Genomic DNA, 23,496 nt, shown 5'->3' on the forward strand with positions numbered 1-23,496 from the left:
CGCGTCGGAGCGCCGGCGGGCACCACCACGTCACTGCGGCCGACGTGATACCGAGCACCGTGGCCGGAAGGAAATCACCCTTGGGCGCCGCATTGCGATCCAGTTGCATGAGGGCCACGACGAGCGCCTTGCGATCCAGCGGCCGGCCTGCACCAATAATCGGGCGTCCCGTCCTGGGCTCTGCCGCGACCGGATGCGCCGTTGCATAGTGCGCGCCGTTCGGACCGGTATAGAGCAACAGGGCCGATGACAGCGTCACGTCGTGACCCGTCTGGCCAATTGAAACATCATTCATGGAGAAACTCCTAGTTAGGGTCCACCACCAGCGCCATCAGGCGATCGAGGTGATGGAGCATGCGAAGACCGAGGCTCCATTGCGCGTACTGCTGGCGGATGCCCCGTCGTGTGTCGGAAAAGGAAATGAAACGGCTGTACTCGGACGATTCACCCGCCGAGAACGCGTTGTTCATGTGGTCGTCGAGCAGTTCGCCTGTGCGCTCGTTGTGTGCGAGGACAAACGTGCAGCCCGAATACAGCTGCTGTGCGTCATAGCCATCAGCCAGGCAGTCGGACTTGCCAGCCTTGCGTAACAGCTGCTTCAGGACGAGCAGTTGGTCACAGACCCTTGCGACCATGCCCGGTGAAGCCGTCCGCAACAGCCGCAGTTCGTTATCCGAGAGGACCGAGGAGCGAACACGTCGCCCCTTGATCTTGTCTGGATCGCGGACTTCGTCGGGACAAAGCAGCGGCCGCAGCTCGGACGGAAGATAACGATCAATCACATCGTCATCCCCACCATAGAAGTCCTTCAGCCACTCGCGCACGCCTTCGTCAGTCGCGTTCTCGTCACCCTCCCAGTGCAAGCAGGACGCTTCGCACAGGAACCAGCCAGGGGTACGGATCAGGACTGTCTTACCGGAGACGCGATCAACGATATTGAAAATCGTGTGCAACAAAAGCGGATGGGCACGGCGCAACGGTTCTGCAAAGGCTCCCACCTCGTGCACCCACTCGTCCATGCACTTCACGCCCAGATGCAACGGCGTGCGGGGCTTGAAATCATCGTGCTCATACTGATGATGGATGGCATCCATCACCGCATTCGTGTCGCAAAGCTCAAGTCGGAACGACAGAAAGCGAAGCGGCGCTGGCAATTGCCGGCGCACCCATGCAAAGAATGCCTGCTGGAATGCGTCGACCGGACTGGCCGGCGCCTCCACGTCGGCCGCGAGAAGCGGACCATGCCGAAACTGCTCGAGCACGATCGCATCAAGCGATGCATCGTTTCGCCATTTGACCGACGCACGCGCGGGCACTTCCTCAGAAACATCCGGCAGCGTCAGAACACAATCGGCAGGTCGATACTGGGCAACGGCAGCGACTGGCGGTTGCCAGGACGTACCGACGCCTGCATCGACCGCTCTATCAGTGAATGAAGGATCGAACAGCATTGGCGAACCTCGTCGTCATATAAAAAAACCGCCCTCTCGGGCGGTTCCTGATTGAACCCGTTGGCCGGGTCGGCAAGAGCCTTGAGAAGCGTCTGCTTACGCATACGAACCCTTGGCGCCCGCCGCGCGGACAAACTTGTAGGTCGCGACATCTCCCGAGATCTCGGGACCATCGACGGACGCAGTCGTCAGCTCGGGATACTGCGCCGAGTAGAGATCGCGAACGTCTTCGGGCGAGAACGCCGGGCCGGGATCGGCAAATGCAACGCCGTTGTAAGAGAACTGGCGAACGAGCGCGGTGATCGAAATCGACATGACCGTGCCTCCTTAAAAGAGCGAAGCGAGGTCGGTGCCGCTCGAAACAGGCTCAGCAGCCGCCGGAGCGTCCGCTTCGCCTTCGTTCCCGGCGGCCGGCGCATCCGACTCCGTCGATTCACTGTCGTCATCATCAATGTCCCCATCTGGGGAGGCTTTGGCCGAGGCTGGTGTACTTCTGCCAGCCTTGCCCGAGAGGGCTTTGGTCGCTTTCGTGACTTGCGCTTTCTGGGCTTCACCGAGGATCGCCGTTGTCGCAGCCACCTGTTCGGCTAGCGACGCATGAGCGCCGGTGTACGTCGCCAGATGCTCGGCAAAGCCGGCATCCAGTTCCGCCGCCGTCGCGGTCATGACGAGCGGCTGACGCAACGCCGTGTCTTTCGCCTCGCCTTCCGGCAAAACAACCACGACCATCGCATCACCCTTCATCTTCAGCGCCAGCTTCAGGCCACCACACGACTTCAACAGCGGTTCAAGTTCAACGAACATAAAGACTCCACAAATAAAAAAGGACCGCCCGTGGGCAGTCCATAAGAGAAATGAAGCGGGCACTGTCTGTCCACTTCGGTCGATGCGCCAGAGCGCGTTAATACTTCAGAACCTTCGGAATCTTTCCGGTGTAGTCGAAGCCCTTGACGTTGAGCAGCGCATCGATGACTTCCGCCTTCGATTTGCCGAACACCTTCTTGAACTCGTCGCCGAGCGCGGCACGAATGCCAAGCTCGTCGGCCACCACCATCATTTCCGACTTCGTGATCAGTTCCAGAAACTCTTTGCAGAGCTTCCAGTGCTGGTTGAGGTCGAGTCGATGATGACGGCACAGACTGGTCAGATGATGAACGTCCAGACCCTGGATCGCGGCGACCGTGACGCCGGTGACAGCAAGCGCGAGCTTGGCGTCATCCGCCGCGGCCACAGACGTCGCAGCTTTGGCCACGTCCGACACCGCGATCTTTTCTTCGGTCAGCTTTTCCCAGATGCCCTTCAACGTCGAGTCATCGACGCAGCGGGCCTGTCCGGCGAGAGCGATCGAGACGAGGTATCGCTGGGCCAGCCCAGGATTCTGGCCGACCTCACGACGCAGAGCTTTACGCCACAGCGCCACGCGATACGTCTTGATGCGGTCCGATTCGGCAACGACTGTCGCCGGCGGATTGCTCGTCGTCGACTGGGCGGTGCCGGAAGCCTTGGCAGCAGGCTTCGCTGCACCAGTTCCACCGCCCTTCGCTTCAGGCTTCGGCTCGGCAGCAGCTTTTTCAGCCTGCAGGCGCTTCGCAACCATCTTCATGTTGCAGACGGTGTCGAAGCACTGACCCTTGTAGACCTTGCCGATCGAGTCAGGCAGACCGCTCACCGCCGCGCCGTAGTTCTGGCACGCGTGGCAGGCTTTCGCCTGTTCTTCGCCGACTCCCTTTGCACCCTCCACAGCAAGCTGTATCCGGGTGTGGTTGTCGCCCGCGCGCACGATGCGCACGACGGGGAAATCATCGCGAAGATTAGCGGCGACCGCCTCAAGCTGTTTCTCCGTTTTCTCGTTGAAACAGGTACGGTTCGTACAGTTGCCCGTGGCGATGGATTCGCCAAACATCTCGCCCTGGGTGGACGAGTTGTGAGCACAGTTCGCGCAGTCGGTCTTGTCGAAGATTGCGGCAGACAACGAACAGGCAACCTGTTCGATCGTCTTCTTCAATTCGGGGACCGGCTTGCCTTCCTTGATGATGACGGGCAGCAGCTTGTCCTGCGTCTCCTTCGGGAGCGCGGCCAGCAGCTCCGCGTGACCCAGAAGGATCTGACGGGTGTTGAGCGCTTCCAGAACGGATGCACTGCAGTTCATCAGTGCGAGGCGTTTGTCGAGCGTGGCACGTGACCATCCGAAGATGCGCGCGACTTCGTCGCGATCGCCCTTGCACAGGCCGACCTGCTCGGCCGCCGCAATGGCTTCCTCGGCAGGCGACATATCCGCGCGCTGGATGTTTTCGATGATCGCAAGCTGTTTGGCTTCGACTTCATCGATCTCCTTAACGACGACGGGTATCTCGTAATCCTCGCCATGCGCCGTCATGGCCGCTCTGTATCTGCGGCCACCTGCGACGAGCGCGAATCCGCCACCGGCGAGCGTGCGAACAATGACAGGCTGGATGACGCCCTTTTCGCGGACCGAAGCCGTCAGCTCTTCCATTTCCGCCGCGTCGAAGTACGTGCGTGGATTGGCAGCGATGGTGATCTGTTTGAGGGCAAGAGTAGGTTGCTGTTGCATTGTGGGTCTCCGGGGAGGGAACCCAGCCCCGCCGGGAGTGAGTTCCCGAAGGGTTGAACAACAATAGACCGGCCTAAGCCGGCGAGTCGATGCGTCAGGGACGCGGGTGATAACGCCAAGATACCGCCGCGCGCAGCGCTAACGGCGTGCAAAGCTCGCGTAAACGCCGTGCCTTTCGCGTAAACGAAAAAACCCGGCACGAAGCCGGGTTTGGATAAGGAGCGGGCTCTGCGCCATGACGGCGCTGACACCACCTATTGAGGCAAAACTGCCTCCGGAACAGCCAGCGGACGCGACAGCAGCGTCGTCACCGCGCCCGACAACGTCCACTCGCCGAACTGCTGCTCGTGGCTCGCATGCACGAGCCGGTCAAGACATAGCACCTCGACACCGTCTGCTTCGACCGTGCCAAGAATGTTGGCCTGAAGCGCGCGGTTTGAACCCTCGCGCTTCACGGTCACGACGCCTTCACCGACGAGCACGGACACTTTTGCTTCCTTCATGCTGCCTCCTTCAACAGTTTGCGCATGTCGCCGCTCTCTCGATCGGCAATCAATGCAAGGTCATGTACAAAACGGTCCAGCAGCGAATCCATGTGCAGGAACGTTTCGTCTTCGAACTCGGGCGTCGCCCAGTCCAATCCTGCCTGGGTTGCATCACGTTTGTGCGCAACCATCTGGTCCTGATACTCGTCAATGCTGCCGGGCAAATGGAAATACAGCACCTTCAGGGTCCCCTTCCGGTTCCAGCGCAGCGCGCGCCGCATCGCCTGATACTCGATGCGCCACGTCCACGACCGGTCGTAAAACAGGATGTAGTCAGCGTTCGGGAGGTTGTAGCCCGCGCGCCCCGACGCCTTCGTTGCCAGAAGCCCCGTGGCCAGTCCCGTCAGAAACCGCTTGTCCTTGTCGGACACGCGGCGCTTGATCGGAATCTCGCCGTGAAACGGCACCGACTGCACACCGTGCGACGCAAGTTCGCGTGCGAGCAGATCCAGCACGCCCGGGTTCTCCGCGAACACGATCGCCTGCTTGCCTTCTGCGGCGATCTCGCGCATGCGCGAAATAACTGCACGCTGCTTGCTCGTCACGCCACCGATGCGCTCGACGCCCTCCATCCCGTACTGCGGATAGTTGGCGGCAAAATGCACCGCACGGATACGCGCGAGGATTGTGACGAGATTGCACGCTTTCCTGTCGTCGCGCGATGAGCGATACCAGTCAGCGAATTCGTCGGCCGCGCGCAGGTAAGCGGCAAGATGCCCACTGTCCCAGTCCACCGTCTCCACCTCGAATTCAGGCGGATCGATCCTGATGTACTTCGCGACTTCCGGTTCAGCTACCAGCCGCCGTTTGATATGCGGCGCCAGCATCGCCCGGTAACCATGCAGATTGCCGATCTTGGGCACTTCACGTTTCGCCCCTTCCTGCAGGCTTTCCGCGAACTGCCACGTGACCCATTCGAGCACTACAAAGTCATCCCGGAACCGGTCAACGCCGCGCATCGCATACTCGACGGTGTTAATCCAGTTCTGCTCCAGATAGCCGAGGCGATAGCCGTAAGGCTGCGCCGCGGTCCCGTCACCCCCGGAAAACGCGATCAGCCCAAAAGCGTCACGCGGATAGTTGGGGATTGGGGAACCGGTGAGCACATAACGACGCCGAGCAGACAGTTGCCACAGCGCGCGACTCTGATCGCTTGTCGGATTGGCAAGCCGCTCGCCTTCATCGGCAACCAGCAGACCGATGCGTCGACGCAGACGATGCGCATATGTCACGCGCTTGGACGCGTCCTTGTCGACGGGCATACGAAGCCGCTCATACGAGATCAGGTTGATCCGCCGCAGGTCAGTCAGGTCAGCCGCGCGACCGATGACTTTTACGTCATCGGCGTCGACCGGCAGCTGTGCAATCTCATTCATCATCTCGTCGATCAGGCGGGACTCCACAACGATGAGTCCATGCCTGACCTGCGAAGCGAGAATGAGCGCGATCGCGAGGCGCGACTTGCCGCAGCCCTGCTCCCACGCAATCACACAGCCTGACGGCTTCATCAGCGTTTCGACCAGATCCTCAGTCTGAAACTCCCAGTCAAGCCATTGATCGATACCCAACGACTGGACCCTGGCCTTCAGCGCCGCGGCCTGCTGCGGAAACTTCACAGCGAGGCCTTCGTGCACCACCTCCCAACCCTCGGCGACGTTTTCGACCGCGAATCGCGCGTTCAACTCGTCGACCGACAGATGGTAGTTAGCGCCCTTCACGACGTACCGGTAGCGACCGTCATCCTCGCGTGCGAAGTTGACTGATTCGCCCGCCATCACCAGCGGACTCGCCCAGCGTGTTGCGTCAACCTTGTGGGTCTCGCGCGCCTTGCCGGTGACGTTATCCGAAGAGCCCGCACCCGTCGTCCACGCCACATGTCTGAGCGGCGTGGCCTGCCGGATGCATCTTCTCGCACGCCGCTCGAAGTGCTCGAGGAAACCCGGTGCGAACTGCGGTGCGCCTCCAACACTGCGGATACGGTCGAGCAGTCTGTCCAGCGCGGCTCGCGGATGGTCCTGCATCAGATACGTCTCAAGATCGAGCAGTCCCTGACCGGCATACCGAAAGCCGCGCGGCAGCCGGTGGCCGTCACGCGAATAGATGCGCTCAACGAAGACACTGTTGAGCACCATCGCCTCGTTGAACCCACACGCGAAGCCGAGACGGATGCGTCGGCCGTCATGCGAGATGACGACAGACTTGTCGCCCGTCACAGGACGAGTGATGGCCGGCACGCTGTCATCGAGCTTCTGGAAGCGCACGCGCGGTTCGCCAAAGCTTCGATCCTCGTAATGCAAACCGAGGTCGGGCCCCGGCAGCGCGAGGTTTTCGACTTTCGTTCGGACAAAATCCGAAGGCCTTGAGCGGTATCGGTCGAACACCACAACAGCGGTCCTTACGTTTGCTCCTTCCGACCTGAACGCATCGGGCGGCAACTCGAACAGACCCGCTGCGCGGCGTCGCGCCGAGTCTCCCAACCCGCCGGTCATGACGGCTTCGGCCGTCGTGATCGGAAGCAAGGCAACAACGATGTTCGCCGCGTCCAGCGCCTGATGCACCGAATACTCATGACTCAGTGCGCTGGTGTTGGCCCCGTATCTGCCCCACGTGGTGCAGGGAAAAGGCTTCAGATGCGGTGACTCCAGATGCACTGAAAACGGCGGATTGATGATCGCGATGTCGAAGTTCGTGGGCTGGATGTCCTCCATCCCCGCGTGCCTGAATTCGCAGTCGAACGCTGCGTCCTCAAACACCTTCTGACATCGCGTGATTACCTCCGCATGGACGTCGACGCCATACACCGCATATCGCTCCGGGTCAGCGTACTGAAAAAGCCGACCAGAGCCGACCGAATTATCGAGCAGACGGATGCGACGGTTGAGACGCCAGCCACTGATGAAACTCCACATGAAGGCGGCGATCGCGTCCGGCGTGAAAAACTGCCCGAGGTGCTGCCGTCGCGCCGCGGCCAGTTCGCCCTGGTGAGCGACCGGTGCAGCCTGTGAGCCGAGACTGATGAGCGAACGTAAAGGCTCGTACCAGTCGGGCTCGAAAGAAAACAGGTCTCTCTGCATGATTGCATCCATAAAAAGAAAAAAGGCCCGCGTAAAAGCGGGCCGAAGAAAGAACGCCGATGTACTGCGCGGCGGGACAAAAACTACAACTGATAGAACCTGCGAACAGCTCGCCGGCGTGCGGCGAACGGCTGGCCGCCCGTCACGTGCAACGGAGCCTGCAGCACGATGTGGCGCAGGGCGGCTGCACGCAGCGCGGGCGAGTAACGATCACTCGCCCTCACGATCGTTACGAGAACGTCGTGCGGGAGCGCATACGTCTGCGCGACAAGGCGGGAGAAACGGAAGATGCGTTGACGGAACATGGCTGCTTCCGCCTCAATACCGATCACGTGAGGCAAGGTATTCCGCGCCATACTCGCTGATGAACAACGAAAGCGCGTCCCCCACCTCGTGCGAGAACTTAAACTGCCACTTCTCGTTGTACATCACGATGTCGAGACCCTGGAAAGACACCTTTTCGCGCGTCTCGAAGTGGTAGTCGAGCAGGCCACCATGGCTGAGCACCGAGGCAAGCGCGTCGAAGCCAGCATGCCCTGCGAAGGCACCGAGCCCGCGCGTGATGCTGGCGACTGTCTGCTGTGAGTGATAGGTCGGCTTCCGGGCGCTTGACCGATGGCACGGCTCGCTCCAGATGCGCCCCTCAAGCACGATTGCGCTCGACGTCCGCTTGATCTCGGAGTTCGGACGAATGTTGAACCCGTCAATGATCAGCTTCGCGGCCTGGATCAAAGCGATACGCTTTCCAGCGTCGCCGCTGTACGTGCGTTCGAGATGAGCCCAGAAAGCATCGAAGTCAGGACACTTCCCCGCTTTGAGCGCCCCGCTAATATCGACGGAAGCCTTCTGGAGTTCCTTGTTGTCGTCGATCTCCAGCCGTCCTCCGGGCGGCGAAAAGCGTCGCACCGCCTCTCTGACGAGTACATGCGACAGTCGATTGCAGAAGTCGCTCAGTTCACGCTCCGTCTTGTATTCGGATCGGGACTCTGCAGCGCGGTAGCAATACTGACCGTCGCCCGGGAAAAGCGCGGTTTCTGCTGCCCTTACTTCAAGATAGGCAGCGGCCGCCTTCGTTTGTGCGTCCTTGAACTGCTGAACAAGTGCTGTGTACATGGTGTTTCCCTCGATGATATTGACGGGGCACACCACGCCAGAGCGGGATGGTTCCCGTCTGGGTTGAATGAGCGGCCTAAGAGCGGCCGTCAGGTGAATTTGCGCTGATGCGCAGTCAGTCGATGCGCGTATGCGCGGGTGATGGGTAAACAATACGACGCGCGAAGCTGTCGACACGGTCGAATGACGGCAATTTCGCCTCGTCTCTTTCCGCGGCCCGCCCAGAGTTATCCCCACTTTCGGGGGACAAACTTGTGGATAACTGCGACTCTGGGCTAGACCGAGGCCCATCCCTCTGACGCTGCGGAGCAACCGCCATGAGATGACAGGTCCGCCGCCCATTAACGCGTTACGGACCAATCCCGAGAATGGTGGCGGTTTTGCTATCTCTTTCCGGCCAAGCACTTACATGACGCTTTCGAACTATCACCGCTGAAAAGGGGAATGCTCCAGTTTTTCCGCTCCCTTTGTGCGCCCGTGAGAAAGGCGTTCGCTCGAAAATAGGGAGCAGCGCTGCCCTTGCGGCCAACATCATCGGTCAACATGAAATTTAGTCAACGCGCCACGCTGTCCATCCTCGCCATCGCCGTGCTCACGTCGACGGCCACGATCGGCCTTGCCGGAATCCAGTTGCAACCACAACGCGCAGCCGTCGGTGTGGTGATCGACACCGCAATCGTCTCGGAACTGACGGGTGTCTCGGATGCGATCAAAGACTTGCCGCCTGACCTTCGCTCCGGCGTTCTGGCACGTCACGAAGTGCGCTCTGAAGATGCGCTGAGCCAATCACTAAGCGCGCAGCGCGCCAATCTTGCGATCGCCGAGCGGGAGCGCGCTCAAGAGATCGCTGCGCACGACCGGCGCACAGCGTGGCTGATAGCCCTCGCCCTGTTCAACGCGTTTGCTACAGCGATCGGTGCAATTTCACTCCTCGATGCTTATCGGGTAAAGCACAAGCCCGCGCGGCCCTGAGCGCAATGCAACACGAACAACTATTGCCCGCTACGGGCTACTGCATTGAGACACGCGCGATCGCGCTGTCTAACGGTTATTTCCCCGGTTTTTTGCTGGAACGCACTTTCATCGGCAAGCACGTCGTTGACGGCGTGACCTTCCTCGAGTTTCAGAATGCAACAGGCGCTCGCCACGTCATCGACGCCTCGACCATCGAGCGCATCATCCCGCTCGGGCGGATGGCCAGGCTCGCCGACGCGCTCCGTACCGCAAAGGTCCAACCTTGATCACGATCGTCTTTGAATTCCTCGATACAACGCGTGGGCAAGGCGCCAGCAGCGCCGCCGCATTAGGACTTCCGGACTGCTGGATGGACGCCCTGATTGGCGACGGCTATATCGAACAGCGGGACTACATCGCTCCCGGCATACTGCGACGCATCGTTGCACGCTTCCCAACACAACACCACCTCGACCAGTTTGCCAGTAGCGTTCGGCAGGTGAGCAAGCTACTCGGGACGTACGCGTTTCGCGCGAGCAACGGCATTTCGATAGCAGACTTCCTACGGAACTGACCGATGACAAACGTCCGCTTCGATGGCCTGGTGACGTCCCTCGAGGACGTGCAGGACAATCCCGCGCGTTTCGCGACACGGCTCGAACGGGCGAAGCGCTCGCCCGGCTATGCCGAGTGTCTCTGCCAGAGCGCCGGCGGCGGCAAGCCACTACGACTCGTCGTTCGCCGCTATGGCGCACTCTTCCATCTCGCGCGCTGGCCCGACGAAGGGATGCATCACAATCGGGACCTCTGCTCTTTCTTCGCCGATACCACCGACGCTGGCTCGTCTTCCGTCACAGGGCAGGAAGCTATACGGAACACGGCAGCGGGCCTCGATGCGCGGCTGGACGTCTCTCTGACTGTGCGCACCGTCGAGAAGGCACGCCGGGAAAACTCAGAGAACGCCACTCTGCGCGCCGAGTCACGCCCGTCCGCCCCCCTTCTTGGATTTCTGCGACGCGTATGGCAGGACGCTCGCCTTAACCATTGGTCTGCAGAAGCGCAGCGCAACTGGGGCACGTGCAGCGCGCGGATCCTTGCTGTGCTCGGCGATGGGAAGATGAACGGGAAGCAGATTCAGGATGTCGTTCACGTCATGCGGCGTTACGACGAGAGTGAACTCCCGATCATCAAGGCAGAGTTCGACGCCTTCCTCGGCCGCATTCACACGACGCCCACAACCTCGGATCGCGGAGTGATCATCGCGGAGATAAAGGCGATCGACCCATAGAAATACGGTTTCGTCATTCGTCTGCGCCAGACGTTTGAAACGTTCTACGCATCGAAGACGTTGATCGAGAACGCGGCCCGGTCTTTCCGGCATGCGTGGCCGATGATCGGCAAGCCGGAAGCACGCATCGTCGCTGTGCTCGTCGTTGAACGCACGAAGGACGGCAATCTGCGGGCGATCGATCTCGCGCTGCAGCTTTGCAGCCGCTCGTTCATCGCCTGCGACTCGAGCTACGAGGTCGAGATGGCGAATCGTCTCGTCGCAGAACGCCGGCGGTTCGACAAACCACTACGCCGCGACCAGTCGGACGACATGCTGCCAGACTTTCGCCTGACTGACACGGCGCGCCCAACCGCCATCGAGGTCTACGGCATGGAATCAAACGATGCCTACCGTGCGCGCAAGTTGCAGAAGCAGGCGCTGTACGCTTCACGCAATGAGCCATGTGTTGAATGGATACCGCCGTCGCCGCTCTCCTCGGTCGCGCTGCCGTCGCCGACTTGACTTGCTGGCAATGTCGATAGAGTGAGCAGACATAGCTCAAAACAGGACCGTCACAGTGGAATCCAACTCTTTCTTTCTTCAACGCGCAGTTGCGCGTGGTGCAGACTGGCACGTCAGTTACCCGGCACTCTGCATGGCAAGCTCGACGGACCCCGTCGACGAACGGCGCAAACAGATCGTCGTCGCGGCCGCGGACGACAATGGCGTGCGGATGGCCTTCTTCAGCTCACTCGGCGCCATTCTCGACTTTCAGGCGTCCTGGGTAGAAATGGATGCGGCCACGCGCGGCTGGTTGAACTTCACGACGCGCTGGAATCGCTGGTGGTTACCGGATGTGGCGGCACTTGGCAGCATCGAGCGCCACGCCAACGCGCCAACCGACGTGCGGTTCGCTGCGAGCAACGGGCGCGTCGCTCCTCTGGAAACGGATGGGTTCCGTCGTTACCTCGACATCATCGAGCAGCATTATCGCCGCGACGAAACGATCTCCCGCACCCTTTTTCCACCCGACGCCGCTTCCGCGGTACAGTCGCGGCCCACCGCCCCATAAACCACTACCTTTGCCAACCGGACGTGCATGAGCAGTGTCATACCGTTCGCGCGCCTGCGCGTCACCACCGACGAACGCACTCACCGGCCCGGTGAGTGCGACCATCACAACATCCGCCTGGACCCTCGCGGCGGAATCGTCACCTGCCGGGATTGCTCGGCCGCGCTCACGCCGTTTTGGGCGCTCACTATGCTCGCCGACCAGTACGCCGTCGCTCTGGCTCACATAGAGCGGCTGGAGAGACGGCTCGCGGGTGCAGACGCGCGCATTCTCGACCTGTCGGCCGAGCTCGACGGCAATCACGCGAAAGAGCCATTAAAACCAGCTCCAACCTTCCCTTGACTGCGAGAGCCTTCATGGTCGAATGGTGTATCAACTATCCCAAGGACGACACCACCATGAAGCGCAACTTCCCCTGCGGACACTCGGGCAAAGGCAAGTACTGCCATACCTGCGCCGCCATCGCCAAAGCCAAAGAAGCCGAGATGCTCGCAAGGCAGTATAAGCGTCTCGCCAAGGCAGAACTATCCGCCGCCGATCCGATCGACCTGTCGTGCGTTGCGCATCTTCCATCGATTCAGAAAGAGGCTCGAATGGTCCTCGCGAAGGTGCGGGACGGCACCCATCCCTGTGCGCTCAAGGGGAAACAGATCCGGTCCTCAAATGGCCAGGTCCTCTCTGTGCCCGTTGGATATGCCTACCGCCTGATGTTCGACTGCGAATCGTTGCGCCCGATACGTCTGCTATCTCACGAGGCATACAACCGGGCCGCTGACGCCCTGCGATCGTGATCTGCCGCAATTGGTGCTTTTTCCTGTCGTTTTGTGCAGTGACGCCGGTCGGCGAACATTACAATCCAAGGTAAATACACTGACCTGCGGAAGCGCTATGACTGATGAACTATTCCCCTGCGCACACTGTGGCGGCAACTGGGCGTTCGGCTGGTCCCAACGAGTGATTGGGGGCCGCATCAGGCCTTCCACGGATTTTCTGCAAATCAACTCCAGCACCGCCCCCGTGATGAACGACATGGAGGCGCGATCGCTATCGGAGCCACCAACCGAGAAGCTCTGCTGCATCTTGTGTGACGACTGTGGAATGCAGACGCCGTGGATCCCCTTCACCGACAACAAGCACGCCGCGCTCGATGAGGCCGGAAAAATCTGGAACACGAGACTGAATCGACCGGCCGCTACGGAAGGCGATCTGCTTGATCTTGTTCGCAAGGAGATCTCGCCGATCGACGCGCCGTATGTACTTGACCTGCTCGCGCGGACAACGGAGGACTGGGAGAAGCGCGGCCCGATCCTGTCGATGCTCGCTCAGAAGATCGTCGACGGGAAAATCACAACGCGCGACCTCTGGCCGGTCGACCCGGTGCTGGAGGATGCCGCGCGTTACCGCACGCTGCAGCAGATGGCGCGCTTCGTCTACATCGATGGTGTGGCGTCCGTGCAGTTTCCGCGCATTCCGGCGACCGGCGGTGACGAGGGGTGCTCGTTCGAGACACGCGTCTCGGCAGCCGTCGACGATCTCCCGGATCGCAACCGCTGGTGACTTGACTTCATGAGAGCGGCGTCATACTGGAATCAACTCTCGCCGCACCGGTGAGCGAACGACCTTCCGGAAAAAATATGTCACCTGTCGAATACATCCGCGCCGCGTACCGCCACCGTGAGAAGTTGATGCCGCAACTGCTTACCCTTCTCGCGATCAGCGTAATCATCACCTACCATGCACTGACTAGCCCGCTTCTGAAGTGGCTTTTGTAGCGGCAACTCTCGTCGACTCCCTGAGGTTCACGTACACGTATAACGCGTTTTCCGGCGCGAACCTCTAACCCATTGTTTTTAAACGAACTTGAAGTGTGTCGTTTATAGACCACCCCAATAAACGACACACTTACGTGTACGTCCTCCGACATCTGCGGGCATGGAGCCCTCCAGAAGTATCGGCGTCGGGAGCACTTGCCGGCCCGCAAGTGAACTTGGCGCTCGCCCCTTCAACGCTCGAGGAGCCGGTAGAGCGCCTGTCTTGAGACTCCTAAAGCTGCGGCCGCCCGAGACTTTATACCGCCGGCCTGAGCGAGCGCTTCCATTGCCATTTCCCGCGTGATCGAGCGTTTCTTTCGCGCATCCATCGCCGCATGCGTTGACAGATAAGCGTTCGCCTTAGTCGCGCGGCTGTGTCCGGCTGCCTGAACAATGCGCTGCATCGCAGCCTTGTGCGCCTCACGGTCTACCCGTTCCGTGGGTTGTTTGATCGGAGCCTGGACGCCAGTGATCCGCTCGTACATTTGCTGTAGGTACTGATGGCGGAGACCGTGGCTCGTTACGCCTATACCCGCCTGCGTGACGCCGTGCTTCCTGAGCACGTGGTAATAGTGCTCACGCCACTGCTTCTTCGTGTATCCATGTGGAATTGTGGATCCGGTATACGGATTCGACATCGTTGCCGCTTCCTCGAGCACGGCAAGCTTGAGTTCTATCGGTACGGTGCGCTCCCTGCCGCCTTTCGTACCGCGGGTGACATTGAGCAAACTATCCTCACGCACAGCTTCCTCGGGCCGAAGAAGGAAGCTCTCTTCAACGCGTAGTCCAAACGCCGCCTGGAGTTTCAGTTGCACCGCCACGTTCGGATGAGTGACGGCGATCTCGTTGATCATGGCTTCAGCGTCGATTCCATTTCCTTCCCACGATTTGTCTTGCAGCGCGACGTACGAGCGCACGAGGTTGTGCTGCTCGCGGTCGATATAGTCGGCCAGCGTGCCGATCAGATTCGGCTTCTTCATCCACTCGCAGAGGGCCCGCAGATAGGTCAGCTTGTTCTCGATTGTCCCCCCGGTCTGTTTCGCATCGACCCAGAACTTGACGAGAAACTCGACATGCTTGCGCTTCAGTGAGTATGGGGATTGCAGCGCGAAGCCATTCCGGCGCAACTCTTCAAACGACTTGCAGATCGCCAATGTCCGGCGCTCCTGCGTTTTTATCGAAAGCGGCTTCGCGCTGATTCTCGTCCGGCTATGGACGCGATTCACGTTATCCAGAAGCAGCTGTTCCAATGCAGCCTTGAAGTCGGCAGCCAACCAGTAGTCGCGCAGCACCGCGCGCACGTTCAATATCGCTGACACCCTGATGTCCCCATGCATATAGCGCCGTGCAGCCATCGCTGCACAGCTACCTGTCCGCAAGCCGCGGCGCCGGATACCGTTTTCAACCTGCCCGCTTCTCACGGTCGTCGTCGTTCGCACTGCGGGCGGCACGCCGGGAGCCTATCCCCTGCATCAACCTGACCGCGCTGCGCGTTGCGTTCCCCGCCGGGTACTGCCTTCCTGTCCTTTAGCGATTCCATTCGATCAGCCCCGCACGTGGAAGAGACGTGCATCGACTGTCCATCTGCTGCCTGCTGCAAGACGCCGCGCTCGCGCGCGATGCCTGCCTGCGATACCTGCTTTCCCTGCCATCACCGCAACGGATCTGCCTTTGCAGAGTCCATCGTCGTTGATCGGGTCCGCTGTCTCACAGGTCGGGCCGCAGCGCTCTTTCGCTCCGCGATCCCGACTCCGCCGACTGCTCTGGCTACCGTGCCGGCCTGCGACACGCTTCGCGTGCCCGTGTGCGTCTGTCTATCGACTCGCACGACTTTGGCCAAATGCCCGGCAATACTTTTTGCGCACTTCTTTCTCCGGCCGCGCCCGCCGTTCGTCTTCCGTACAGGGATGTGTTCGCTTTGACCGCGACTACATACCCCCACCCCCAAGTCCGCTCAATCTGCCGCTGTGTGTCGGGCTTCATGTAACGGTCCCAGCTCCGTGTGCTGAAAGGGTGTGTCCATGCGTGTCTGAGTCGTCGCGCGCAGTGTCGGTAGTGTCCGACTGTCCGCTTTACACGTCGCCTCATCGCGCAAATCTGGGCAAAACCGCCCGCTAACCCAATGGATATCGCGTGTCCGGGGTCCTCAGTGTGGACCATGGTGCACTTGATTTGATTCAGAAAAAGGCCGCGTCAGAATGCGGCCTGTGACAGGAAGGGTTTTCGCCAGGCAAAGCGATCCCTTCAATGGTGAAACTCGGAGGTCGATGCGCTGATCGCGCGGTGGGTAACGAAGAGAATAGCTGCGCTCGCCGCTCCCGAAATCGTTAAAGCTCCCTAAATGTTGCGAGCTTTAGCTTCCTTGACTTTGATCGTCAGCCGATAGAGTTGGAACGTCACTCGCGGTTGTGGGGCCAACGTTGGCCCCAACTCGGCCCCAAGAGCAGAAGACGTCATTGCGGCAGCGACTCTTCGGCCCGTACTTGGCCCCAGCAGGGACCAAGAACAGAAGCCGTCATTGCGACAACGATCTTTGGCCCGTACTTGGCCCCTGCTGGGGCCGAACGCGCAGTGAACATTGATAAACAACTCTGGAGAGAGCCCAATGAAGGTATCGGTATTTGCAGTCGACGTCGGTTACGGCAATACGAAAAGCGCATTCCGTATGGGGTCGGACATTGCCACGCAAATGTTTCCCTCGGTGACGCCGATTGCGGTGAGCGAGGCAGTTTCGAGCTATGGGCAAGGCGTGCTGCATGCGCGCAAGGTATTGCCGATTGAAGTGGACGGCGCGACATACGAGATTGGCCCAGGCGTTGAACTGTCCTCCGCATACGGAAATGCAGGTCGAACGCTATCGGAAGACTTCTGCCTCACGTCAAACTATGCAGCGCTACTCGGGGGATCTCTCCAATTTGCGGGCGTCACCGAGGTCGACCGCATGGTGCTGGGGCTCCCTGTTCACACCATCAACAAATATTCGGCGCATCTGCGCGATGCGTTCACCGGGACGCTCAACTTTGGCCATGGCGATATCCGTGTCCACTCCGTAAAGGTAGTGCCGCAACCCCTAGGATCGCTCGTATCGTTGTCCGAGTACGGCGGTAGCCGCTTCGATCGCGAAAACGCCCATCTGGTGATTGATGTGGGCTACTTCACGACTGACTGGGTGGTCGCTCACGGCTTCACGATGAATGACCGCCGCAGCGGCGGCGCTCCGGGCGGTGCGTCACAGGTCTACAAGAGCATTGCGTCGTTGATCGCAAAGAGCGAGAAGGAACCGGTCGATGATATCGAACGTATCGACAAATGCCTGCGCGAGAAAAAGCCGCTCCTGTTCTACGGGAAGGATGTTGACCTTATCCCCTATCTGGAACAGTCGCAGGCCATCATCAATGCAACGGTCAAGGAAATGCAAAACCGTGTCGGCCGGACAGCGGATTTGCGCTCGATCGTCCTCACCGGTGGTGGCGCAGCTCTGTACGAAGCCTCGATACGCGCCGCGTTTCCGCGCGTCCAACTCGACGTGCTCGACGCTCCCTGCTATGCCAACGCAAAGGGCTTCCTGATCGTTGGTGAGGCAACGCTTGTTCGCGAACGCAAACCGGTGGGAGTCGCTGCATGATTGGAAAGGCCGTGGTCAAAGTCACGCTCAATGAAGCGACGGACCCTGATCTTTTCGCCTTCATCAAACAGTTCGACAACGAGCGCATGCGCGCGGGCGCACTCAGGGCGCTCGCGCGAGCGGCGCTCAACGGGGGGGACGCGAAACGTGTTGCATCCGACGCTTCCGTGGAGCCGGTCATGCGCATGACTGAACCGGCGACGCCCCAGCCGAAAACAGAAGTAGCAGAGATGGTTGAGAGCGATCCCACACCGATCTTCTCTGTCGATGCTGCCCCGGCCACGGCGCCAGAACCGCTCGAGTCGCGCGCTGCCGAGGCGGCGATCACCGGCACACCGCGTTTTAACACGGACGCTATCGCCGACCAGTTCGCCGACTTCTAGTCGCGGCCGATGTCCTTGACTTCGCGCCACATTTGCGAAGATAGGTCATCGGCCCGCGATAGAGGGCTTCACTAACGGAGTAGAAACGATGGATCTCCTGCACGTACTCACTAACACGGACTGGACTCGGGCCGCGCGCTTTTGGCTCCTCGTCGCAGTCGGTGTTGCCCTGTGGGAATCGGCGTATCACCTTCGCAGCGCGGTGCTTTCGTGGCTTCGAAAGGATCGCGACCATGCTTGAGAGATTCTGGGCTCTCGATCCGCTCGCACGGCGCGCGGCTATCGCCGTCGGCCTTGCGGGATTGATGTTTGTCGACCTTCTCTTTCCGACCTGCGATGTCACGGTGTGGGTCTTTTTCATCTGCGGCACCGCCTTTCTTTGGGCGATCGGAATTCTTCGCCCATTCCTTATCATGATGTACTACCTTCTGCGGACGGTGATCCGAGTCAAGACGCGGCCGTGGTGGTGGTGACAGAAGGACGAGCGGTCCGTACAGTCGAAAAAAACCCGGCCATCGGCCGGGTTTGTCTTTATGGGGTTGAGTCAATGCAACAAGGCAATAGCGTGAGCTCGACCCTGATGGCGAACGCAATAAGTCCACGCGTCATCCAGATCCAGGCCGATCTTTTCGGGTTTCGTATTCACTGCCCGACGCCGGTCGATCACATCGTAAGCCTGCGCCTGCGACTTGCCGACCCGCACCGAACCGTTTTCAACACCCGAAGTAGCGACAATCTCAAACCGGCCAACAATCATCTTGAACATGCTTCTCTCCATGAGAAAGGCCCAGACGGATTGCGGCCCCGGCGGGGACGAATCCCCACCGGGCGGTTAAGAACAACTACTGAGCGGACAAAGCCGCTGTCAATCAGATGCGCAGCGCCTCGCGCGTGCTGCCGAGCCGCACAGGGACGGCTGGACCGCGAGGCTTGTTACATGACGTCATCCATTCGTCCGCGAAGTCAGTCCCGCGAACCTTCGGGCGGTGAACGATGGTGGTATAGCCGTCGGCGCGAAGCCGTTTCGCAAGCGCCAGCGCATCAGCCATCCCAGGAGACTTTCGCGTCTTCGGATCAACCGCATCAAAATCCGCGAAGATGTGCACTACGCGAATTCCATAGCCTTCAGGAACAACGAAATCGGAAAGCAGCACACGGTTGAGGCAGTACCACACCGGCACGCCGAAAAGCATGTGCGCGCCGAGCACCGATTCCAGCCCTTCTCCCACGCCGATCTCGCCGTTGACCGGATCCATCAGCCGGACTGCGCCGCCGTTGAGTTTGTGCAGCGTCACGTCATTCATCTTTGAAGGCAGGACTTCGCCATCGTTAGTGATGATCGTTGCCTTCGCAGGCTTAGACCGATCTAGGAACGTCCGGTGAAGTGTGCCGAGGCGTCCATCAGGCAACGTGAATCTGGCGAGAATGCCGGGCCACTTTCCAATGACCTTTTTTTCGTGCCGACATTCGAGCATTGCCAGACGCAGCGCCGGCGACGACGGAAGGTCGAGACCGGGCACTCGCGCACGTAGATACCTCGACACGAGATCGTCGTGCCCGTGCACCACGGCGCTGTTCCACATCGACTCCAGTCGCTTTCGGGCCCATGCCGGATCGGCCTTTCGACCGGGCGAAGGCGCAGTACCAGAAAATCGCGGCGTATCGCGCGCCGTCAGCGGACCGCCCTCGAGCTCAAGCATCAACTCTCGAAAAGTGATCCCCGCTGCCTTGCAGATTAGCTCGAAGCCGTCGCCGGCCTTCATGCTTCCTTCATTGCACTTGCGGCACACCCAGTCGCCGCGGCCGCGCTTGTTGTCATATGTGAAGCGGTCGTTACCGCCGCAGATCGGACAAGGCGCGCCTTTTCCGGTCAATGAGGTTGCGGGCACTCCGTACTTCTGGAGCAACGCTACCCACTGTTCCGGGGACAGCTTCAGGTCCTTAACATTCATATGTCACTCCAGTAGTGGTGTGGTTGAGGTCGATGCCTTTACAGGCGGTGAAACCGTTGCTCAGAAAAGCCGTCCGTTACGCGTACGTCACGCGGAACGGCTTTTCTCAGCAAGGACGGAGCGCTGCCGGTTGGAGTTACTGAAGAATGCGAGGAAGAAAAACCCACACTTCGCGCCCGGCCACCCGTGAGGGATGGTCAAGGCAGCGAAGGTGAGCAGATACAGGAACAAAGGTGAGAGAGTTCGGGATCAGAAGTGCTGGATGTTCATCACGACTTCTTTTTGATAGACCACAGCCACTTGTCCCATAGGACCTGAGCGCCCGTTCCGTCAAGAATGGGCTCCCCGCGCGAATTGACTGCGGGCACTTTCGTCTTGCCAAGTCGCCGGACTTCGACGCGATCACCAATGCGGCAGTGCGTCTCGGCGATTGCGTCACGCAAGCCTTCGCCCTGCAACAGGCGGGTCTGTCCACGGTTCTCCAGCGTCAGGCAGAACGACTCGTAGGTCTTGCCGGGACGCTTTCCATCGGGGAACTCGCGCTCGCCCCACTCCGTTACGACGCCGTAGTGCGAACGCTCCGTGCGATGCGGCCCCGACGCTTTCGTGGACGACGCCAACGCTGGCGCCGCATTCTCGATCACGACCGGCCTGGTAGCTGGCTTGACTTGCACAGGTGCACGAGGACGCTCTGCCTCTGCGGCCTCACGCTCCCGGGCGACCGGCGAAGCCGCTGCCTTGATCGCCGCAGCGATCGCGTCCCTCAGCGGGCCGGGATGTTCGTCAACGACGGCCCAGTGAGGTTCGAGTGACGGTACGAGCTTCATGCCGACAGGCGTGTCGCGCAACTGGTAATCGAAGGCCGGGCGAAACTGAACGACTACATCGCCTTCGTCGCGGAACAGCCGCACCTCGCCTGCGATAACGACCTGACGCTCGTTGCGGCCCCCTTGCCCTACCACTACCGGTGCGGGCGCTGCCGCCTCTGATACTGGCTCCCGAAGGCCAAAGAGTCCGCTCAGGACTTTGCCGAATGTCGTTGCTGTCATCTCCGGCTCTCCTACAGCAAGGAGCCGAAGCAGCTACGACGAACCTCTTCCATGTCCCGCCTGAGCAGCGGATTTTCCATGATGATGTCCTGCAGCGTATCGGCTGGGTAACCACTGATCTCACATACGTAACGGTACGGCAGGGCGCCGTCCCAGAATTCCATCACCCAGCCAAGGGTTGCGCGATAGTCCTCCAAGTCGATCTTTTTACAGTTTCGAATTCTCTCGCTGATCAGCGCACAGCAGTCCGCCAATGACTCGGGCATGTTGTCGCCCCGACGGCTGTCCCTAGCAAGGCTTACCAGTGCATCGACCATCTTCTCGCGCACCGCTTCGCTCCAAAACTGTGGATCGGGCAACGGATCGGGCTTGAGGGGCGATCTAACAACGACTGGCAATTCGCCGCCGAACATGTCGAGCTGCCATGCCGCGATTTCTGTTTCCATGGGATTTCTCCGAGAAGCGGGAAACCCATGCCCCGCAACGGGAAGGGTTCCCGTTGGGGTGAATTGCAAAGACGCCCTGGAGGGGCGTCCGTGCTGTTGAGGCGACTCGACTATTCGTCGGTGCCGGTCTTAAGAGGAACAACGACAGGCGATTTCGCGTACTGTCGTTTGATAGGTGTTACAGCCGCCGTCGGGACCGCTTCGGCCTGAGGCTTGGCAGTCGTCGGCGTTGCCGGTGTTGTATCGCTCGTCTCTTTCTCGTCTTTCAACGTGTCGCGAATCGCTGATCTGATCCATTTAATCGCGAGGAAGCCGACAAAGAGTGCGGCGAAAAATGAATGTGCCGCGAGCCAAAGCGCAAAGCACACAGCGAGAAACGACGTGGGCGAACGAGTCGCCTTCATCAAGAACTGCTTCGGCATTTTTCTCTCCAGAAAAATTAACGCACTAGGGGATGTCCAGGCTGGAAGGCACTGGACCGTTTCGATGCTCTTGTGAGCAGGGAAATCGGGCGCGCGGAGAGACGCTTTCCTCACGGCTCGGTCAAGACGTGACAAAAGCAGCTATCGGCGGAAGCGAACAGGGGATAGAGCGCGGCCGCATTACGTCACAGGGCCAACAAACTCGAGTCGATGCGTCCAAGACGCGGGGATAAGAGTGACTTTACGCATCGCCAGTCGACCCGGCGGCGGAAAAGCTTCAGAAAACAGGTGTGCTTTCGCCTTTGGAATACGAATCCGGCGTCTTTCACTTCCTTGACTTCCAAATAGCCGTGTCAAGCTGATCTCATCATCAACGCATGGGGCAGCAATGATTCTTGAGATCTTTCTGGGAGTAGCCGCGTGGCAAATCGTCGCTCGAAAAAAACGTCCGTCGTTTGGCGACCTGTTCCGGCGAAAACCCACGGACCGTAGCTCGGCGCTCGGAGAAGCAGGCGAAGCGAAAGCGCAGGCCGCGTTGCGTAACAGCCTGACCGCTCTCTGCGGCGCTGACTACCATCTTTTCAACGGGCCGATCATTGTTGAGCACGCGCCTGGGGCGGACTTCCCCACCGCCGAGATTGATCACCTCGCCGTTACCCCGTTCGGCATCTTCGTGTTCGAGACCAAGAATTGGTCGGGCTATATCAGTCCTGCCTCGGTTCCCGGCTTCCTGACGAGGACAGATCGCGACGGCAAGGCAGAGGACCGCCGATCGCCGCTGGAGCAGAACCGGACGAAGGTCGCCTTTTTCCGCAGCCGCCTTCCCTCGCTGTGGCTCGTCGCCGGTGCAGGTTTGCTGGTTTCTGACGATGCACATCTCTGCCCCGCACTCCATTCCGACCTTTTGTCTCTCAGCGACTTGCCGCACTGGCTCCGCGCGCGACGCGACAGCTACGCTGGGATGCAATCCGTCGACGTGCAGAAGGCTGCCGAGGGAATCGCGGTTTTGATCGAAACGTCCCCTGCTGCGATGGACGCCCACCGCGCTCGGGTTGCGAGGTAAAACTTACCGCTTCACGTTCAGCAATAGAGTAATCGTTTTACAAATGTCATTAAATGTTTCCGAAATGTGACCGATATGTATGTCTTCGGTTCCTGAAAACAGGGAGAGCCTGACCCGCACTCCGGCAAAAGACGGTATGAAAACGCCGTCTTTCACAGGTTGAGCGCGAATCCAACGCGTTACTCTCTCTTACAAATTGCATCAACGGTGCTCTATGTGCGCAGCAAACGACGATGAGTTCAAGGCCATTTATGCACTGCTCGAGGCCTGTGAGGCGGATCGCTTGTCACGCCCTACGAAAGCAGAAGAACTGGTGTGTCTTGGCGAAAACCTCCAGCAAATGATGAAGAAGTCCATTGAGCTGCAGGTTAGCCGGCTTGGCGATACGCCGGGCAATAGACGAGCAGCCGTCTCTTTCTGTTACCGGTTTTTTCGGGAAACGATGGGCATTTCGACGCCGAGCGCCAGAGCATATATCCGGTGCTATGAAAAGTTCGGCGACATCCCTGCGGCGACACGGATTCTGACGTATGGCGAGCTAAACGCGCTCGCCGGAAAGAATGTCAGTTCGGACCATATCGACGCAATTGTTCGTGCGAAGGAGAAAAAACCCGACATGACGCGCGAAGAATTGATGGTCCTCTTCCGGTCCCTCACAGAGAGTGACCGCGAGGACGGACGTGACGAGTCGTAA

26 protein-coding genes and 2 pseudogenes are annotated in these 23,496 nt (G+C 59.8%); 13 read left to right on the forward strand and 15 right to left on the reverse strand.

Annotated elements, in window-relative coordinates:
- From SB822_RS47445 to SB822_RS47485, 9 genes and pseudogenes are all read right to left on the reverse strand, one after another.
- Positions 1 to 295: pseudogene (locus tag SB822_RS47445) on the reverse strand (hypothetical protein); the annotation flags it as partial.
- 10 nt (positions 296 to 305) lie between these two features.
- Entirely contained in the window at positions 306 to 1,451 is a 1,146-nt protein-coding gene (locus tag SB822_RS47450) for a PRTRC system protein F (protein ID WP_410857967.1), read from the reverse strand.
- Between the two features lie 96 nt (positions 1,452 to 1,547).
- Entirely contained in the window at positions 1,548 to 1,766 is a 219-nt protein-coding gene (locus SB822_RS47455) for a PRTRC system protein C (RefSeq protein WP_028366978.1), read from the reverse strand.
- A 12-nt stretch (positions 1,767 to 1,778) separates the two neighbouring features.
- Positions 1,779 to 2,318, reverse strand: coding sequence for a PRTRC system protein E (locus SB822_RS47460; RefSeq protein WP_410857968.1), 540 nt, complete (start codon positions 2,316 to 2,318; stop codon positions 1,779 to 1,781).
- 34 nt (positions 2,319 to 2,352) lie between these two features.
- On the reverse strand, positions 2,353 to 4,023 hold the full coding sequence (locus SB822_RS47465; protein ID WP_410857969.1) for a PRTRC system ParB family protein: 1,671 nt from the start codon (positions 4,021 to 4,023) through the stop codon (positions 2,353 to 2,355).
- Positions 4,024 to 4,277: 254 nt separating this feature from the next.
- A complete protein-coding gene (locus SB822_RS47470; protein WP_336598631.1) occupies positions 4,278 to 4,526 on the reverse strand; it encodes a hypothetical protein in 249 nt (82 codons plus the stop codon).
- Positions 4,523 to 7,642, reverse strand: a complete 3,120-nt coding sequence (locus SB822_RS47475) for an SNF2-related protein (RefSeq protein WP_410857970.1) — start codon at positions 7,640 to 7,642, stop codon at positions 4,523 to 4,525. Before SB822_RS47475 ends, SB822_RS47470 begins: the two co-directional genes overlap by 4 nt.
- 83 nt (positions 7,643 to 7,725) lie before the next feature.
- A complete protein-coding gene (locus SB822_RS47480) occupies positions 7,726 to 7,947 on the reverse strand; it encodes a hypothetical protein (protein ID WP_086909430.1) in 222 nt (73 codons plus the stop codon).
- Positions 7,948 to 7,960: 13 nt separating this feature from the next.
- Positions 7,961 to 8,791: a hypothetical protein gene (locus SB822_RS47485; protein WP_410857971.1), complete on the reverse strand. Its 831-nt coding sequence runs from the start codon at positions 8,789 to 8,791 to the stop codon at positions 7,961 to 7,963.
- 483 nt (positions 8,792 to 9,274) lie between these two features.
- Here SB822_RS47485 and SB822_RS47490 point away from each other — a divergent pair, with 483 nt between their 5' ends.
- From SB822_RS47490 to SB822_RS47525, 8 genes and pseudogenes are all read left to right on the forward strand, one after another.
- Positions 9,275 to 9,727, forward strand: a complete 453-nt coding sequence (locus tag SB822_RS47490) for a hypothetical protein (protein WP_133061183.1) — start codon at positions 9,275 to 9,277, stop codon at positions 9,725 to 9,727.
- Positions 9,728 to 9,732: 5 nt separating this feature from the next.
- Positions 9,733 to 9,996, forward strand: a complete 264-nt coding sequence (locus tag SB822_RS47495) for a hypothetical protein (protein WP_086909427.1) — start codon at positions 9,733 to 9,735, stop codon at positions 9,994 to 9,996.
- Positions 9,993 to 10,283 (forward strand): hypothetical protein, encoded by a 291-nt coding sequence (locus tag SB822_RS47500; RefSeq protein WP_086909426.1) that lies wholly within the window; start codon positions 9,993 to 9,995, stop codon positions 10,281 to 10,283. Before SB822_RS47495 ends, SB822_RS47500 begins: the two co-directional genes overlap by 4 nt.
- A 3-nt stretch (positions 10,284 to 10,286) precedes the next feature.
- Positions 10,287 to 11,501, forward strand: a pseudogene (locus tag SB822_RS47505) (DUF1173 family protein).
- Positions 11,502 to 11,634: 133 nt separating this feature from the next.
- Positions 11,635 to 12,051: a hypothetical protein gene (locus SB822_RS47510; protein WP_086909424.1), complete on the forward strand. Its 417-nt coding sequence runs from the start codon at positions 11,635 to 11,637 to the stop codon at positions 12,049 to 12,051.
- A 27-nt stretch (positions 12,052 to 12,078) separates the two neighbouring features.
- Positions 12,079 to 12,393: a hypothetical protein gene (locus tag SB822_RS47515; RefSeq protein WP_410857972.1), complete on the forward strand. Its 315-nt coding sequence runs from the start codon at positions 12,079 to 12,081 to the stop codon at positions 12,391 to 12,393.
- A 14-nt stretch (positions 12,394 to 12,407) separates the two neighbouring features.
- Entirely contained in the window at positions 12,408 to 12,842 is a 435-nt protein-coding gene (locus SB822_RS47520) for a hypothetical protein (RefSeq protein ID WP_410857973.1), read from the forward strand.
- Between the two features lie 97 nt (positions 12,843 to 12,939).
- A complete protein-coding gene (locus SB822_RS47525; protein ID WP_410857974.1) occupies positions 12,940 to 13,608 on the forward strand; it encodes a hypothetical protein in 669 nt (222 codons plus the stop codon).
- A gap of 445 nt (positions 13,609 to 14,053) precedes the next feature.
- Here SB822_RS47525 and SB822_RS47530 read toward each other — a convergent pair whose 3' ends face one another.
- Entirely contained in the window at positions 14,054 to 15,181 is a 1,128-nt protein-coding gene (locus tag SB822_RS47530) for an integrase domain-containing protein (RefSeq protein WP_410858002.1), read from the reverse strand.
- Positions 15,182 to 16,467: 1,286 nt separating this feature from the next.
- Here SB822_RS47530 and SB822_RS47535 point away from each other — a divergent pair.
- The 3 genes from SB822_RS47535 to SB822_RS47545 all read left to right on the forward strand — a co-directional run bounded on the left by SB822_RS47535 (position 16,468) and on the right by SB822_RS47545 (position 18,343).
- Positions 16,468 to 17,487 (forward strand): PRTRC system protein D, encoded by a 1,020-nt coding sequence (locus SB822_RS47535; RefSeq protein WP_410857975.1) that lies wholly within the window; start codon positions 16,468 to 16,470, stop codon positions 17,485 to 17,487.
- A complete protein-coding gene (locus SB822_RS47540; RefSeq protein ID WP_410857976.1) occupies positions 17,484 to 17,870 on the forward strand; it encodes a hypothetical protein in 387 nt (128 codons plus the stop codon). Before SB822_RS47535 ends, SB822_RS47540 begins: the two co-directional genes overlap by 4 nt.
- 233 nt (positions 17,871 to 18,103) lie before the next feature.
- Positions 18,104 to 18,343, forward strand: coding sequence for a hypothetical protein (locus SB822_RS47545; RefSeq protein ID WP_410857977.1), 240 nt, complete (start codon positions 18,104 to 18,106; stop codon positions 18,341 to 18,343).
- Between the two features lie 71 nt (positions 18,344 to 18,414).
- On the opposite strand, the gene SB822_RS47550 is transcribed toward SB822_RS47545, so the two are convergent.
- The 5 genes from SB822_RS47550 to SB822_RS47570 all read right to left on the reverse strand — a co-directional run bounded on the left by SB822_RS47550 (position 18,415) and on the right by SB822_RS47570 (position 21,739).
- Positions 18,415 to 18,636 carry a hypothetical protein gene (locus SB822_RS47550; RefSeq protein ID WP_410857978.1) on the reverse strand — a complete coding sequence of 74 codons (222 nt, stop codon included), beginning with the start codon at positions 18,634 to 18,636 and terminating at the stop codon, positions 18,415 to 18,417.
- A gap of 103 nt (positions 18,637 to 18,739) precedes the next feature.
- Positions 18,740 to 19,822 carry a primase-helicase zinc-binding domain-containing protein gene (locus SB822_RS47555; protein ID WP_410857979.1) on the reverse strand — a complete coding sequence of 361 codons (1,083 nt, stop codon included), beginning with the start codon at positions 19,820 to 19,822 and terminating at the stop codon, positions 18,740 to 18,742.
- A 269-nt stretch (positions 19,823 to 20,091) separates the two neighbouring features.
- Positions 20,092 to 20,871 carry a hypothetical protein gene (locus SB822_RS47560; RefSeq protein WP_410857980.1) on the reverse strand — a complete coding sequence of 260 codons (780 nt, stop codon included), beginning with the start codon at positions 20,869 to 20,871 and terminating at the stop codon, positions 20,092 to 20,094.
- 11 nt (positions 20,872 to 20,882) lie between these two features.
- Positions 20,883 to 21,317, reverse strand: a complete 435-nt coding sequence (locus SB822_RS47565) for a hypothetical protein (RefSeq protein WP_410857981.1) — start codon at positions 21,315 to 21,317, stop codon at positions 20,883 to 20,885.
- Between the two features lie 110 nt (positions 21,318 to 21,427).
- A complete protein-coding gene (locus tag SB822_RS47570) occupies positions 21,428 to 21,739 on the reverse strand; it encodes a hypothetical protein (protein WP_410857982.1) in 312 nt (103 codons plus the stop codon).
- A gap of 388 nt (positions 21,740 to 22,127) precedes the next feature.
- Here SB822_RS47570 and SB822_RS47575 point away from each other — a divergent pair, with 388 nt between their 5' ends.
- Positions 22,128 to 22,802, forward strand: coding sequence for a nuclease-related domain-containing protein (locus SB822_RS47575; protein ID WP_410857983.1), 675 nt, complete (start codon positions 22,128 to 22,130; stop codon positions 22,800 to 22,802).
- Positions 22,803 to 23,016: 214 nt separating this feature from the next.
- Positions 23,017 to 23,496 (forward strand): hypothetical protein, encoded by a 480-nt coding sequence (locus SB822_RS47580; RefSeq protein WP_410857984.1) that lies wholly within the window; start codon positions 23,017 to 23,019, stop codon positions 23,494 to 23,496.

It is taken from the genome of Paraburkholderia sp. SIMBA_054, from assembly GCF_046534875.1.
In the GTDB taxonomy this organism is placed as follows: domain Bacteria; phylum Pseudomonadota; class Gammaproteobacteria; order Burkholderiales; family Burkholderiaceae; genus Paraburkholderia; species Paraburkholderia hospita.

Bases quoted from the DNA above. Each gene is read 5' to 3' on its own strand.
- SB822_RS47450 (WP_410857967.1), bottom strand. From the start codon at position 1,451: ATGCTGTTCGATCCTTCATTCACTGATAGAGCGGTCGATGCAGGCGTC.
- SB822_RS47455 (WP_028366978.1), bottom strand. From the start codon at position 1,766: ATGTCGATTTCGATCACCGCGCTCGTTCGCCAGTTCTCTTACAACGGC.
- SB822_RS47465 (WP_410857969.1), bottom strand. From the start codon at position 4,023: ATGCAACAGCAACCTACTCTTGCCCTCAAACAGATCACCATCGCTGCC.
- SB822_RS47470 (WP_336598631.1), bottom strand. From the start codon at position 4,526: ATGAAGGAAGCAAAAGTGTCCGTGCTCGTCGGTGAAGGCGTCGTGACC.
- SB822_RS47475 (WP_410857970.1), bottom strand. From the start codon at position 7,642: ATGCAGAGAGACCTGTTTTCTTTCGAGCCCGACTGGTACGAGCCTTTA.
- SB822_RS47480 (WP_086909430.1), bottom strand. From the start codon at position 7,947: ATGTTCCGTCAACGCATCTTCCGTTTCTCCCGCCTTGTCGCGCAGACG.
- SB822_RS47495 (WP_086909427.1), top strand. From the start codon at position 9,733: ATGCAACACGAACAACTATTGCCCGCTACGGGCTACTGCATTGAGACA.
- SB822_RS47510 (WP_086909424.1), top strand. From the start codon at position 11,635: ATGGCAAGCTCGACGGACCCCGTCGACGAACGGCGCAAACAGATCGTC.
- SB822_RS47515 (WP_410857972.1), top strand. From the start codon at position 12,079: ATGAGCAGTGTCATACCGTTCGCGCGCCTGCGCGTCACCACCGACGAA.
- SB822_RS47520 (WP_410857973.1), top strand. From the start codon at position 12,408: ATGGTCGAATGGTGTATCAACTATCCCAAGGACGACACCACCATGAAG.
- SB822_RS47525 (WP_410857974.1), top strand. From the start codon at position 12,940: ATGACTGATGAACTATTCCCCTGCGCACACTGTGGCGGCAACTGGGCG.
- SB822_RS47535 (WP_410857975.1), top strand. From the start codon at position 16,468: ATGAAGGTATCGGTATTTGCAGTCGACGTCGGTTACGGCAATACGAAA.
- SB822_RS47540 (WP_410857976.1), top strand. From the start codon at position 17,484: ATGATTGGAAAGGCCGTGGTCAAAGTCACGCTCAATGAAGCGACGGAC.
- SB822_RS47545 (WP_410857977.1), top strand. From the start codon at position 18,104: ATGCTTGAGAGATTCTGGGCTCTCGATCCGCTCGCACGGCGCGCGGCT.
- SB822_RS47550 (WP_410857978.1), bottom strand. From the start codon at position 18,636: ATGTTCAAGATGATTGTTGGCCGGTTTGAGATTGTCGCTACTTCGGGT.
- SB822_RS47555 (WP_410857979.1), bottom strand. From the start codon at position 19,822: ATGAATGTTAAGGACCTGAAGCTGTCCCCGGAACAGTGGGTAGCGTTG.
- SB822_RS47560 (WP_410857980.1), bottom strand. From the start codon at position 20,871: ATGACAGCAACGACATTCGGCAAAGTCCTGAGCGGACTCTTTGGCCTT.
- SB822_RS47565 (WP_410857981.1), bottom strand. From the start codon at position 21,317: ATGGAAACAGAAATCGCGGCATGGCAGCTCGACATGTTCGGCGGCGAA.
- SB822_RS47570 (WP_410857982.1), bottom strand. From the start codon at position 21,739: ATGCCGAAGCAGTTCTTGATGAAGGCGACTCGTTCGCCCACGTCGTTT.
- SB822_RS47575 (WP_410857983.1), top strand. From the start codon at position 22,128: ATGATTCTTGAGATCTTTCTGGGAGTAGCCGCGTGGCAAATCGTCGCT.
- SB822_RS47580 (WP_410857984.1), top strand. From the start codon at position 23,017: ATGTGCGCAGCAAACGACGATGAGTTCAAGGCCATTTATGCACTGCTC.